Genomic DNA, 13,071 nt, shown 5'->3' on the forward strand with positions numbered 1-13,071 from the left:
TGTTCGGTTCAAGATGGGTCCAGCGCGTCGAGCTGGGCGCGGGTCGGCAAGCCTTCCATGTCGCCGGCCACCTGGATGGCGAAGGCGCCGACCCGGTTGCCGCGCCCTACCGCCTGCGCCAGCGGCAAGCCTTCCAGCAAGGCGCTGACCAGGCCAGCCGCGAAGCCGTCGCCGGCGCCCACCGTGTCGACCACGTTGGCCACGCGCTCGCCCGCCACCATGCCGCTGTCGCCCTCGGCCGTGCGGTAATAGGCGCCCTCGGCGCCCAGCTTGACGACCACCAGGCGCGCGCCCTGCTGCAAATAAAAGCCGGCGACGTCGTGCGGCAGATCGTGGCCAGTGAGAATTTTTCCTTCCCCCAGGCCGGGCAGCACCCAGTCCGCCTTGGCGGCCAGGCGGTTGATCTGCTCGACCATGACGGCTTGCGACGGCCACAGCGAGGGCCGCAGGTTCGGATCGAACGACACGCTGCGGCCGTTGGCGCGCATGAAGTCGAGCGCCTGGCCGGCGAACGCCAGGCTGGTGGCGGACAGCGCCGCGGCCACGCCCGTGGCGTGCAAATGGCGCGCGGACAGGAAATAGGCGGGGTCGAAGTGCTCGGGCGCCAGCCGGCTGGCGGCGGAACCCTTGCGGAAGTATTCGACCAGCGGATCGGCGCCGTTCTCGGCCTTCTCCTTGAGCAGGAAGCCGCTGGACTGGCTGGCGACGGCGACGACCCGGCTGCAATCGACACCTTCGGCCTGCACGCTGGCGCGGATGAAGCGGCCGAACGAGTCGTCGCCGACCCGGCTCAGCCAGCCGACTTTCAAGCCCAGGCGCGCCAGGCCGATGGCGACATTCGTCTCGGCGCCGGCCAGGCGGCGCGTAAAGTGCGCCACGGCCGCCAGGTCTCCCGTTTGCTCGGCAACGAACATCGCCATCGCCTCGCCGTAGGTGACGACATCAAGCTTCATCATGCGGCCTCCAGAATTTGAATGTAGCGGCCCGTTTCGGCCACCAGGTCGGCGCCCTCGAGCGGGAACTCGATGGCCCGCTGCACGCCCGGCGCAAAGTGCGCGAAGACGGCGCGCCAGGATGGATCGGTGTCGGAAACGGCACACGCGGACAAGCGCCCCCCGTCGTCAAGAACCGCCTTGCAGTGCACGTAGCGCACGTACGGCGCCAGCAGGCGCGCCGCCTGCTGCGCATCCTCGCCCACCCAGCGCCAGTTGCCGATATCGAAGGTCAGCCCCACGGGCAGCCCGATGTCGCGCGCCGCCGCCAGGAAGCGCGCCATCGTCGCGAGCTTGCCGCCGTGGGCCGTCTGGTCGTTTTCCACCAGCAGCGCCACGGATGCTGCCTCCAGCTGGGCCTTCAAGGCCGGCAAGTCCGGCGCGGCCGGGTAATGGCCCAGCGACACCTTCAGGTAGCGCGCGCCCAGGCGCGCCGCCTCGTCCAGCATCTGCCGCAGCAGTTCGTGTTGCAACCGTCCGTCCGCATCCCACAATTCGATGGGCGTGGAATACACGCAGTACAGGCCGCGCGCGGCCACCGCCGCGCCCATGCGCGCCAGGTCCGGCAAGTCGGAGGTGAACAGTTCGCGGCGGATCTCGATGCCGGCGCCGCCCGCATCGGCCACCACGTCGATGAAATGGCTTTGCCCCAGCTGCCTTACCCTGCTTGCGCCGTAGGCCGACGCCGCCACCAGGACGGGGCTCACTTGATCGCTCCCGCGCCGACAAACTGGCGCGCTTCGGGCGTTTGCGGGTTGCTGAAGAAGGCTTCCGACGGCCCGCTCTCCCACACCAATCCCTGGTGCATGAAGACGGTGACGTCGGCCATGCGCCGCGCGAACTCCATCTCGTGCGTCACCAGGAGCATCGTCATGCCCGCCTGCGCCAGCTCTTCCATCACCTTCAGCACTTCCTGCGTCAGTTCCGGATCGAGCGCCGACGTCACTTCGTCGAACAGCATCACTTGCGGCTCCATCGCCAGCGAACGGGCAATGGCCACGCGCTGCTGCTGGCCGCCCGACAGCTGCTCGGGATAGGCTTCGCGCTTGTGGTCCAGGCCCACCTGCTTGAGCACGCGCAGCGCCGTGGCGCGCCCCTGGGCGTCGGGCACCTTCTTGACGATGCGCGGCGCCAGCATGACGTTTTCTTCCACGGTCAGGTGGGGGAACAGGTTGTAGCTCTGGAAGACCATGCCGACGTCCTTGCGCAAGTCGAGCAGGCGTTCCTGGCGCGCCGTCAGCGTGTGGCCGGCCACGACGATGCTGCCGCTGTCGATGGTTTCCAGGCCGTTGATACAGCGCAGCATGGTGCTTTTTCCCGAGCCGCTGCGGCCAATCACGGCGATCACCTGGCCCCGCTCGACGGCGAACGACACGCCCTTGAGCACGTGATTGGCGCCGAAGCTCTTGCTGATATTGTCGATGTCAACGATGGGCATGGAATTTCCTTTCCAGTGAATGGCTGTAGCGCGACAGCGGATAGCACATCGCGAAGTAGATCAGGGCGACGATGGGGAAGACGATGAACGGCAGGAAGGTCGCATTGCTGACCAGTTGCCCTGCCCGCGTCAGTTCCACCACGCCGATGATCGAGGTGATCGAAGTGTTCTTGATGATCTGCACCATGAAGCCCACGGTCGGCGGCAGCGAATGGCGCAGCGCCTGCGGCAGGATGACGTAGCGCAGCTGCTGGTAGCGGTTCAGCGCCAGCGCGGCCGACGCTTCCCACTGCTGCCGCTGCACGCCTTCGATGCAGCCGCGCCAGATCTCGCCCAGGTAGGCGCTGGCAAAGATCGTCATCGCCGCGCCGGCCGCGATGATCGGCGACAGCTTGTAGCCAAACAGGGCCAGGCCGTAATAGGTCAAAAACAGCACGATCAGCACCGGCGTGCCCTGGACCAGCTGGATGTACAGGGCGCTGATGAAACGCAGGAATGGGCTGCGCGCCGTGCGCAGCAGCGCCACCGCGAAACCGGCGATGCCGCCCGTGATGAAGACGATCAGCGACAGGCCGATGGTCCAGCGCGTGGCCTCGAGCAGGAATTGCAGGTTATCCCAGGAAAAGTCACTGATCATGTCATGCTCCCATGCGCACCGCGCCCAGACGGCGGCGGCGTTTGAAAACGATCTGGCCCAGTACCCAGAAACTGAAGCGGAACAGCAGGGCCAGCACGATGTACAGCACCATCACGACGATGTAGATCTCGAAGCTGCGGAAGGTTTCCGAGTCGAGCAGGTGGGCGGCGGCGGTCAGCTCCTCGGCGGAAATGGCCGACACGACACTCGATGCCAGCATCATCAAGGTGAACTGGCTGGCCAGCGCCGGATACACTTTTTCCAGCGCCGGCAGCAGCACCACGTGGCGCATCACCTGCCAGCGCGTCATGCCCAGGGCCTGGGCCGCCTCCAGCTGCGACGGATGCACGGCGCCGATGCCGGCGCGCACGATCTCGGCAGCATAAGCACCGAGGTTGACCGTCATGGCCACGAGCGCGGCGCCGTTGGCGTCGAGCTGCAAGCCCAGCGACGGCAAGCCGAAGTAGATGATGAACAGCTGCACCAGGAATGGCGTGCTGCGGATCACCTCGACATACGCGCGCACCACTGCGCGGGCATAGGCGGGACCGTTCTTCAGGATGACGGCGGCGCACACGCCCACCGCCAGCCCCAGCACCATGGACAGGGCGCTCAGGCGTATCGTCAGCGCCGCGCCCCACAACAGGCGGTCCAGCGATTGCATGACGAGTTCGAAATGAAATTCATACGGCATACTCAACTCCTTTCTACGTGCACGTCCCCGGCCGCTCCACCATGACGGCGCGCCGTGCGGACGAGCACTATCGCTGTGCGGGTGGCGGCATCAGAAGGTCGGCAGCGCCGGCAGCGGCGCGCCGCTCCACTTGCGCGCGATGGCGTCGAGTTCACCGTTCAGCTTGACGTAGTAGATGAAGTTGTTGAGCCACTGGTGCAGCTCGAAGTCGCCGCGGCGCACGGCCATCGAGTTCGGTTGCAGCGAGTAGGAGAAGCGGACCTCGATCTTGCCGGCGCCGCGCGTCTTGATGATGTCGAGCGCCATCGTGCTGGGAATCGAGACGGCATCGACCTGCTTGCTGAGCAAGGCCTGGGTGACGGTGGCGTCATCCTCGAAACGCACGATGGCCGTGCCGGCCGGCGCCATGCGGCTCAGCGCCGTGTCATTCGTGGTGCCGCGCGTCACGCCCACTTTCTTGCCCTTCAAGTCCGCCAGGGCCTTGAACTTGCCGCCGACCGGCGCGACGATGGCCAGTTCAAAGGCGCTGTAGGGCATGGTAAACATCAGGGTCTTGGCCCGTTCCGGCGTGGGCGCCAGGGTCGCCACGAGGAAGTCGACCTTGCCCGATTCCAGCGACGGCACGCGCGACGGCGCCGTCAGCGGCACGACTTCCACGGGCAGGTTCAGGTATTTGCCGATCAGGTTGGCGACGTCGACGTCATAGCCAACGGGCGCGCCCTTGGCGTCGATGCTGCCAAACGGCGGCGTGCCGCTGACGACGCCGATGGTCAGCTTGCCCTTCTTGATCAAATCGCCAAGCGTCTGGGCGCCGGCGTCGGCCGCCGCGCCCAGGGCGCACGTAGCGGCCAGCGCGCAAGCCACGAATTTCGCGTAAAACAGTGTCGTCATCTTCATGCTCAGTCTCCTGTGATCCCGGTACCGGCCTCGTCGAGGCACTTCCGGGAATATTGTCAAATGGACGATTTATTTCGTCTCTTGCCGTTTTCCACCTTTACTACGCTTGACTATCCACTCCCCTTTCCAGTGTGAATACAATCTATGAAACCGGTTCCATAACCTTTCCAAAAAAAAAGGGCAAGGCCCTCTTTCCCGTCAGTCGCCGCCCCGGGTGGAGTTGCGCACGATCAGCTTGCCTGGCAACAGCACCTCGCGCGGCGGGCATTGCTCGCCCTGCAGGCGCGACAGCATGCACGTCATCGCAGTAAAGCCGATTTCATAGGTCTGCTGCTCGATCGTGCTCAGGCCCGCCAGCGGCGACCATGGCAATTCATCAAAACCCAGCAAGCCCACGTCCTGCGGCATGCGCAATGCCAGGCGCTGCAGCATCAGCGCCAGTTCCAGCGCCACCATGCCGTTCGAGGCCAGCAGCGCCACGCGGCGGCCGCGCCACTGCGCCAGGCACTCCCGCACCTGCGCGTCGATGGAGGGTCGGTCGTCCAGGTCCACCGCCAGCACTTCGCCCACGCAAGCCGGATGCTCGGCCATCACGGACTGGAAACCCTCGGCGCGCATCAGGCGCGAACTGACGCCCGTCAATGGCGGCGCGATAAAGGCGATGGCATCGAAACCCTGCTCGATCAGATGCGCGGTAGCCAGGCGGCCCGCCTGCACATTGTCCAGGCCCACCAGGTCGAAATCGGCGCCCTCGATGCGGCGGTCGACCAGCACGATGGGCATGCCCGCCTGCTGCAAGTCGGACGACTCGATGTTGCGCCCCTGCGTGTTGACGATCAGCCCTTCCACGCTGTACGAGCGCAGCGCGGCCAGCGACTGGCGTTCGCGCTGTTCGTCATTGCCGGTATTACACAGAATCAAGGTATAGCCATGTTGCTGGCAAGCCGCTTCCACGCCTTGCAGCACGGCCACCGTGTAGGGATTAAGCATGTCCGCCACGACCATGCCAATCAGGCGCGTGCGTCCCCGCTTGAGGCCGCGCGCCATCTGGTTCGGCTGGTAGCCGAGGCGCGCGATGGTGCTGGTGATCTGCTGGCGGATATTCTCGGACAGGGCGTCGAGCTCACCGCCGAGAAAGCGCGACACGCTCGTCTTCGACACGCCCGCCTCGCGCGCCACCTGGGCGATGGTCACGGGCCGTGCCGGCTCGCCGGAGAGGGTTTTTTTGCTGCCGCGTACTGAATCCAAGGTCTATCTCCACTGCCTGTTGATCTGCATATTTTTATTTTGGAACCGGTTCCAAAGATAGCACCCACGAATCGATGACGCAAGCGATTTGATTGCCTGTGGCGGCGAAGGAACATGATGGGGGCATGAATGAAAAAACGCCGCCCGCCCCCGGCAAATGCCGAGGGCGGGCGGCGCTGACTAAAAAATTACTGGACGACGGTGTAGCAAGGCACGTATGCCGTACCCGCCAGTTTCATGCGGTGCTGCGCCACGAAGGAAGCGAGCAACGCATCCATGGGGCCGGCGATGGATTTGTCGCCGTGGATCTCGAAGTTGCCGTGCTCTTCGATCGAGCGGATGCCGTCATCCTTGACGTTACCCGCCACCACGCCGGAAAACGCGCGGCGCAACTGGGCCGCCAGCAAGTGCGTGGGCTGGTTCTTGTGCAGGCTCAGGTTGCGCATGTTTTCATGCGTGGGGTGGAACGGCTTCTGAAACTCATGGTCGATCTTCAAGAGCCAATTGAAGTAATACGCGTCGCTGTGCGCCTTGCGGAATTCGCGCACCTGGCGGATGCCTTCGAGCATCTCGCGCGCCACCAGTTCCGGGTCGTCGATGATGATTTTATAACGCTGCTGTGCTTCCGGGCCCAGGGTGTCGTGGATGAACTGGTTGATCTGCACGAAATACTCGCGGGAGGTCTCCGGCCCCGTGAAGATCAGCGGGAAGGGAATTTCCGCGTTGTCCGGGTGCAGCAGGATGCCGAGAATATACAAAATCTCTTCGGCCGTGCCCGCGCCGCCAGGGAACACAACGATGCCGTGGCCGGCGCGCACGAACGCTTCCAGGCGCTTTTCGATGTCCGGCATGATGACCAGGTCATTGACGATAGGGTTCGGCGACTCGGCCGCGATGATGCCCGGCTCGGTGATGCCGAGATAGCGGCCATTGTGCAAACGCTGCTTGGCGTGGCCGATGGTGGCGCCCTTCATGGGGCCCTTCATGGCGCCGGGGCCGCAGCCGGTGCAGATGTCGAGGCCGCGCAAGCCCAGCTGGTAGCCCACTTCCTTCGAATAATTGTATTCGGCGCGGTTGATCGAGTGGCCGCCCCAGCACACGACCAGGTTCGGGTTGAGCTGGGTTTGCAGCACGTTGGCGTTGCGCAGGATGTGGAAGACGGCGTCCGTCACGCCTTCCGTGCTCTGCAAGTCGAATTTCGGGTTGCCCGTCACTTCATCGCTGACGAAGATGATGTCGCGCAGCACGGCGAACAGGTGCTCGTGGATGCCCTTGATCATCTTGCCGTCGACAAAGGCGATGGCTGGCGCGCCCTTGATGTCGAGCTTGATGCCGCGCTCGCGCTGGATGATGGAAATTTCAAACGACTGGTAGCGCTCAAGCAGGGCGCGGCCATCGTCGATGGTGCTGCCGCAATTCAGGACCGCCAGCGCGCAGCGGCGGAAAGTGTTGTACAGGCCACCCTGGCTGGTGTCGAGCAGTTTGTTGACTTCAGTCTTGGAGAGCACGTCCAGGCGGCCTTCCGGTGAAACCAGAGTATCGATAACGTCGTGTTCCATAATGCGAAAAATCCCTTTAAAAATCGATGCTCGAAGGTCATGCAGCCTTAATATACGACAAGTCAGGCAAGTTGTGCTGTGCCGCCGCAAAATCGCCGGTGCCGCCCTTGCCTGCAAACCGGTTTGAACAATATGAAACAGTCATTCTTGCTAATGCGAATCGAAATCTTCGCTCAGCGCAATTTGTAGATTAGAATGCCAGCCTATTGGAATTCCCGTGCGTGAGGTTCTTCATGAGAGTCCCCGCCGCCCGCAGGCTTCCATAAGTTCGTTGTATCGATTGACTATAATAATTTTTCAGGAGGAACCGCATGAGCGGTGCGACTACGCCCAACAAGGAAGCCGTTATTCCCGAGTTCAAGCAGATTATGGGCCATCCAAGCCCATTGTGGATGTTGTTCATGACTGAATTCTGGGAACGCTTCGCGTTCTACGGAGTTCGCTGGGCGCTGGTACTGTACATCGTGGCCCAGTTCCACGCTGGCGACGGTTCGGGACAGGCAGCGGCCAACCTTACCTATGGTTCCTTCCTCGCGCTGGTGTACGCCGGCGCCTTGTTCGGCGGCTACATCGCCGACCGGGTCATCGGTTACCAGCGCTCGATCTTGCTGGGCGCCGTCTTCATGGCTGCCGGCCTGTTCTGCATCTCGGTACCGAACCAGGACATCTTCAACCTGGGCCTGGCCACCATGATCGTCGGTAACGGCATGTTCAAGCCGAACATCTCGACCATGGTCGGCAAGCTGTACACGACCGCCGATCCGCGCCGCGACAGTGGCTTCACGATCTTCTACATGGGTATCAACATGGGCGCCATGGTTGCCCCTGTCTTCACCCAGTGGCTGGCCGAGTCGATCTTCGGCACCAGCGCCATGCCGTCGTACAAGATGGTCTTCATGGCGTCCGGTTTCGGCATGCTGATCAGCCTGGTATGGTTCGCCATCGGCCGCCGCGCCCTCAAAGGCATCGGCGCTCCGGAAGCCGGTTCCGGCAACCCGATGCGCGTAGTCTGGGTGGCCGTCGGCTCCCTGTGCGTGATCCCGCTGATGTACTTCCTCTTGACCGTCGGCGCTGAAAAGCTGCAAATCGTCCTGACCGTGCTGTTCGTCGGCCTGGCCGTGATGCTGATGTTCGAAGGCATACGCAACGGCAAAGTGGCGCGTGACCGCGTCATCGCCATGCTGCTGATCTTTGTCTTCAACATCCTGTTCTGGATGTTCTTCGAGCAGGCAGGCAGCTCGTTTACCTTCCTGGCTGACAAGATCGTCAACCGCGACCTGGGCTTCTGGATCTTCCCGACCGCCTACTTCCAGACCGTCAATTCGGTCGCCATCATCGTCTTCGCGCCGATCATTGCCGCCATCTGGGTCTTCCTGGCGCGCCACAACGTCAATCCGTCGATCCCGCGCAAATTCGGCCTGGGCTTGCTGGGGAACGCATTGGCCTTCGGTTTGCTGATCTTCGCTCTGTCGAGCCTGGTTGGCGCCGACAACAAGATCCCGTTCTGGACCCTGACCACCGTCTACGTGCTGCAATCGATCGGCGAGCTGTGCCTGTCGCCTATCGGCCTGTCGATGGTCACCAAGCTGGCGCCAGTGCGCCTGGTCGGCCTGGGCATGGGCGGCTGGTTCCTGTCGACTGGTATCGGCAACAACCTGTCGGGCATCTTCGCCAGCCACGTCAGCGGCACCAGCGGCATGTCGGTGCAGTCGGCCCTGTCCGGCTACACCTTCGGCTTCTGGTCCCTGCTGGGCGCCGGCGTGATCCTGTTCCTGATCGCACCGCTGATCAACAAACTGATGCATGGCGTGAAGTAAGCGTTCTGCCTTAGCTGACAACGGCGGCCTGCGGGCCGCCGTTTTTCATTCCAGCGCCGGTTTTCCCCTTGCCGGGCGGTACAATACGGCCAGGGCCACCGGCCACTCCACTCACATCACCAAAGAATATTATGTCCAGCATCTCCACCACCACGCCCCTCTCCGACGACGAATACGCCGAACTCGACACCCTGCTGGCCGCGCCTGCCCTGGCCGGCCGTGCCATGGACGTGTCGATGCTGGAAGGTTTTCTCACGGCCGTCGCCCTGAGTCCGAAACAGATCGCGCCAGAACAGTGGCTGCCGTGGGTGTGGGACAAGGCGACCGGCAGCGCCTCGCCAGCACAGGATGAGGCCAGCGAACGGGCGGCCAGCCTGGCGCAGCGCCACCACGCCTATATGGTCGAATGGCTGGCAAAGGACCCGGACAGCTTCGAGCCCATCTATGTGTGCGGCCCGGAATGGAGCGTGCCCGCCTGGTGCACCGGTTTTGTGCTTGGCACGAGCCTGGACAAGCCCCAATGGGCCGCCCTGGCCGTCAGCCACCCGCAATACCTGGCGCCGTTCCAGCACCTGGCCACGGCCGGCGAACTCGATGACGATGCCGCTGAAACAGCCATGGATGGCGTGATTCCTTCCGTGATCGCCATCAACGCGGCCTGGGCGCGCCAGCGCCACCTGAAAAGCCAGGCACACAGCCAGCCCGGCGCCACGGTCTTGCGCGAACTGCCGAAGACGGGCCGCAACGACCCGTGCCACTGCGGCAGCGGCAAGAAGTACAAGAAATGCTGTGCCGACGCCGATAGCGCGGCCACCTAAGGCGATTCCTCCTTGCGCCAGCTGCTGACGGCCATCCTGCGCTTCCTGCTGCGCCACGCGCTGCAGTTCGCCCTGTTCATCCTCATCCTGCTGGCCGGACGCCTGCTGCTGGCCGAATGGCGCGCCTACAGCGCCGGCAGCGAGGCCGTCGTCGCGCTGAGGCTGGCCGCCAACGGCGCCGATCGTCATGGCGCCGGCCTGGCAGGTGCCGCCACGGCGCGGGTCAACGCCCTGCAAACGGCCTCGCACACGGCCATCGCCGCGCGCCTGGCGCAAGTGCAGGCGCAATTGACCACTTTGCGCGCGCGGCAGCAGCCCTCGCTGTTCACCCTCCCCCTGCCCGACACGAACACCCTGGCCCTGCACGCGCAAGACGAAGCGGCGCGCCGTGTGGAGATCGAAGTACTGATACAGGAAGCCCGTTATCTGACCGCGCTGCAGGCGGCGGTCAGCGGCGCAGATGCACGTCAGACGCTGGCGCGCCTGCACGCGGACCACGTGCGCGCGTATGCGGCACTGCAAAATAATCTGCGCCAGCGCCGGCAACTGGAAGCGCAGCACCCGCTGGCGGCCCGCCTGCCCGGCAGCGACGCCTATGCGCAGCTGTCGCAACTCGAAGCGCAGGGCCAGCGCTTGCGCGATATCAACCTGCAAGCGTATGAAGCCTGGACAACGCAGCGCGCCCGCACTAGCGCCACGCACTCCGCCCGCCCCGCCCCATTTACCATCGACGAGCAAGCCTTGGCCGGCGCGCTGGCGCCCGTGCAGGCGGCGATTACGGCCGGCGAAGGACAGCTGGCGCGCAACTGGATCGCCCGCTGGCGCGCTCCCGTCATGGACGTGGCGCCCACGGCCGCCCTGCTGGTCTTGTCGGCCATGTTGCTGCCCGTGGCCATCAAGGCCTTCTTTTACTTCGTGCTGGCACCCGTTGCTGCGCGTTTGCCACCGCTGTCGATCGCGCGCACATTGCAGCTCAACGCCGCCAGCCTGCCCCTGCCGCCGCAGGGTGAGTCGCGCATTTCCGCCGTTTCGCAGGGCTTGCTGCTGCAGCCTGGCCAGCGGATGCTGATCCATCCCGAATACCTGCAATCGTCGCCCGTCAGTACACATAAACGCACGCAGTGGCTGCTGGACTGGCGCTTTCCGTTCACCAGCCTGGCCGCCGGCATGGTGGCGCTGACGCGGCTGGAAAGCAGCGAGCCAGCATCCGTGACGATATCGGCCAGCGACGATCCGCTGCTGGAAGTGGCCATCGTCCACCTGCCGGCCGGCAGCGCCCTCGTGTTCCAGCCACGGGGCCTCGTCGGCCTGATCTGCGATGCGGACCAGCCTTTGGCAATCAGCAGCCACTGGCGCCTGGGCAGCCTGCATGCCTGGCTTACCTTGCAGCTGCGCTTCATCGTTTTTCGCGGCCCCGTCACCCTGATCGTGCGCGGCTGCCGCGGCGTGCGCCTGGAACGGGCCGGCCAGGGGCGCTCCATCAGCCAGTCCGCCACCCTGGGTTTTACCACCGACGTGCTGTATTCGACCCTGCGCAGCGAAACCTTCATCCCCTACCTGCGCGGCCAGCAGGCGCTGCTCAACGACCGCTTCGATGGCGACAACGGCGTCTATCTGTACGAGGAAACCCCGCGCCACGGCAAGCATCCGGGCAAGGTGGGCAGCTGGTTCGAAGGGTTTACTGACGCGATTTTAAAAATATTCGGCATCTAGCCGGAAAGAACACCATGAGCGATATCCTGTTTGCCGATTTTCTTGAGGACCATGCCGTGTATGCGGCGGCCGAGGCCTACTGGCAGGCACGCCTGGCCTTCCTCGACGGCCAGTGCGCGCCGTATCTGCGCACCGCGTTTGCCAATGGCCAGCCGTTTTATGACGGCAATCCCATCATCAACCTGGCGGACAGGAACGCCGGCAAGGCGGCGCGCATCGTGCAGCAATGCCCGCATGAATTCGGCCACGACTACACGAGTTTCGAGCAAGCCATCGAACTGGCCGACGGCGATGGACATCGCCCGGCGCAGGAAAAGATCATCGTGCTGACCTTGACGCAGGCAACGGCGCATCGGGCCGAGGATGCACTGCGGGCGTGGTTCATGCCGGGCTAAAGGCCACACCCTCCGGCACAAAATCGGGCTGCAGCAAACCAAAGACGTGCAGGTCGACAAACACGCCATTTAACAGCTCCCCTTGCCGCAGCACGCCCTCGTGCGCAAACCCCAGCCGCTCGGCCAGCGCCATGCTGGCGTGATTGCCGGCCGCGCACTGTAATTCGATGCGGTGCAACTGCAGCGCGCCAAACGCATGCGCGAGGACGGCGCGTACCGCGGCGCTGGCGATGCCCCGGCCCTGGAACTGGCTTCCGAGGTAATAACCGATCCGGGCATTGCGCTCCGCTGCGTCGATGTCTTTCAGGCGGATGCTGCCGCACAAGGCCGTAGCGGAGAAAACATGCCACTCCAGGACGTCACCGCTGGCTGCGCGCGCGCAAGCGGCCTGCAGATAGGCCTGCGCCTCGCCGAAGGAGTCCAGCTGCACCACGGCGGGCAAATAAGCTTGCAGGTGCTCACGGTTTTGCGCCACCAGGGTGGCCAGCGCTTGCGCGTGTTCAGGCAAGGTTGGAACAATGGAAATATCAGGAAATGCTGAAAGAGTCAGATGCATAGATCCCTGGCGGGCCGGTAAAGTTAAAGTGGAAACGCGCAGCCATAGCGCTACGCCGCAATCGAATGCGACACCGTCAGCCACTCGCCCGGCTGCAGATTCGCCGCCGCCTCGCGCGTGGCCAGCACGCTGTCGGGGTCCAGGTCGGACCGGTTCAGCTTGTAGGAATAGGCGAAATCGTCGGCATCGAATGCCTGCCCCGCCTTGACGTAATACTTGAAGCCGACAAAGGAGTCGGGATTGGTGACGACCGAATACTCAAGCGTGACATTGTTCATGGCGGGCCTCGTCGACGACGGTGAAGTAG

At 64.0% G+C, this 13,071-nt stretch carries 14 protein-coding genes; 4 read left to right on the forward strand and 10 right to left on the reverse strand.

Annotated features, from left to right (window positions below; genetic code table 11):
* Positions 1–8 precede the first annotated feature (8 nt).
* The 8 genes from P9875_RS18335 to ppnN form a co-directional block, all read right to left on the reverse strand.
* Positions 9–956 carry a sugar kinase gene (locus P9875_RS18335; protein WP_278316193.1) on the reverse strand — a complete coding sequence of 316 codons (948 nt, stop codon included), beginning with the start codon at positions 954–956 and terminating at the stop codon, positions 9–11.
* The gene (locus P9875_RS18340) at positions 953–1,699 is read right to left on the reverse strand and encodes a sugar phosphate isomerase/epimerase family protein (RefSeq protein WP_035819602.1); all 747 of its coding nucleotides are present in this window, start codon (positions 1,697–1,699) and stop codon (positions 953–955) included. Before P9875_RS18340 ends, P9875_RS18335 begins: the two co-directional genes overlap by 4 nt.
* Positions 1,696–2,430 (reverse strand): amino acid ABC transporter ATP-binding protein, encoded by a 735-nt coding sequence (locus P9875_RS18345; protein ID WP_099403130.1) that lies wholly within the window; start codon positions 2,428–2,430, stop codon positions 1,696–1,698. Before P9875_RS18345 ends, P9875_RS18340 begins: the two co-directional genes overlap by 4 nt.
* Positions 2,417–3,067, reverse strand: coding sequence for an amino acid ABC transporter permease (locus P9875_RS18350; RefSeq protein ID WP_278316194.1), 651 nt, complete (start codon positions 3,065–3,067; stop codon positions 2,417–2,419). Before P9875_RS18350 ends, P9875_RS18345 begins: the two co-directional genes overlap by 14 nt.
* 1 nt (position 3,068) lies before the next feature.
* Positions 3,069–3,761, reverse strand: a complete 693-nt coding sequence (locus tag P9875_RS18355; RefSeq protein ID WP_176390270.1) for an amino acid ABC transporter permease — start codon at positions 3,759–3,761, stop codon at positions 3,069–3,071.
* Positions 3,762–3,851: 90 nt separating this feature from the next.
* Complete coding sequence (locus P9875_RS18360; RefSeq protein ID WP_278316195.1) at positions 3,852–4,658, reverse strand: transporter substrate-binding domain-containing protein; 807 nt, start codon at positions 4,656–4,658, stop codon at positions 3,852–3,854.
* Between the two features lie 198 nt (positions 4,659–4,856).
* On the reverse strand, positions 4,857–5,906 hold the full coding sequence (locus P9875_RS18365; protein ID WP_278316196.1) for a LacI family DNA-binding transcriptional regulator: 1,050 nt from the start codon (positions 5,904–5,906) through the stop codon (positions 4,857–4,859).
* 188 nt (positions 5,907–6,094) lie between these two features.
* The gene (gene ppnN / locus P9875_RS18370; RefSeq protein ID WP_035819612.1) at positions 6,095–7,465 is read right to left on the reverse strand and encodes a nucleotide 5'-monophosphate nucleosidase PpnN; all 1,371 of its coding nucleotides are present in this window, start codon (positions 7,463–7,465) and stop codon (positions 6,095–6,097) included.
* Between the two features lie 311 nt (positions 7,466–7,776).
* On the opposite strand from ppnN, the gene P9875_RS18375 reads away from it, so the two are divergent.
* From P9875_RS18375 to P9875_RS18390, 4 genes are all read left to right on the forward strand, one after another.
* Positions 7,777–9,282: a peptide MFS transporter gene (locus P9875_RS18375; RefSeq protein WP_035819614.1), complete on the forward strand. Its 1,506-nt coding sequence runs from the start codon at positions 7,777–7,779 to the stop codon at positions 9,280–9,282.
* A gap of 131 nt (positions 9,283–9,413) precedes the next feature.
* On the forward strand, positions 9,414–10,100 hold the full coding sequence (locus tag P9875_RS18380; RefSeq protein ID WP_278316197.1) for a UPF0149 family protein: 687 nt from the start codon (positions 9,414–9,416) through the stop codon (positions 10,098–10,100).
* Between the two features lie 12 nt (positions 10,101–10,112).
* Positions 10,113–11,813, forward strand: a complete 1,701-nt coding sequence (locus tag P9875_RS18385; protein ID WP_278316198.1) for a hypothetical protein — start codon at positions 10,113–10,115, stop codon at positions 11,811–11,813.
* A 14-nt stretch (positions 11,814–11,827) separates the two neighbouring features.
* Positions 11,828–12,208 carry a hypothetical protein gene (locus P9875_RS18390; RefSeq protein ID WP_278316199.1) on the forward strand — a complete coding sequence of 127 codons (381 nt, stop codon included), beginning with the start codon at positions 11,828–11,830 and terminating at the stop codon, positions 12,206–12,208.
* Here P9875_RS18390 and P9875_RS18395 read toward each other — a convergent pair.
* Positions 12,195–12,716, reverse strand: coding sequence for a GNAT family N-acetyltransferase (locus P9875_RS18395; RefSeq protein WP_278316200.1), 522 nt, complete (start codon positions 12,714–12,716; stop codon positions 12,195–12,197). The genes P9875_RS18390 and P9875_RS18395 overlap by 14 nt on opposite strands.
* 98 nt (positions 12,717–12,814) lie before the next feature.
* Complete coding sequence (locus P9875_RS18400) at positions 12,815–13,042, reverse strand: hypothetical protein (protein ID WP_035819625.1); 228 nt, start codon at positions 13,040–13,042, stop codon at positions 12,815–12,817.
* Positions 13,043–13,071 lie beyond the last annotated feature (29 nt).

The sequence above is a fragment of the Janthinobacterium rivuli genome (assembly GCF_029690045.1).
In the GTDB taxonomy this organism is placed as follows: domain Bacteria; phylum Pseudomonadota; class Gammaproteobacteria; order Burkholderiales; family Burkholderiaceae_D; genus Janthinobacterium; species Janthinobacterium rivuli.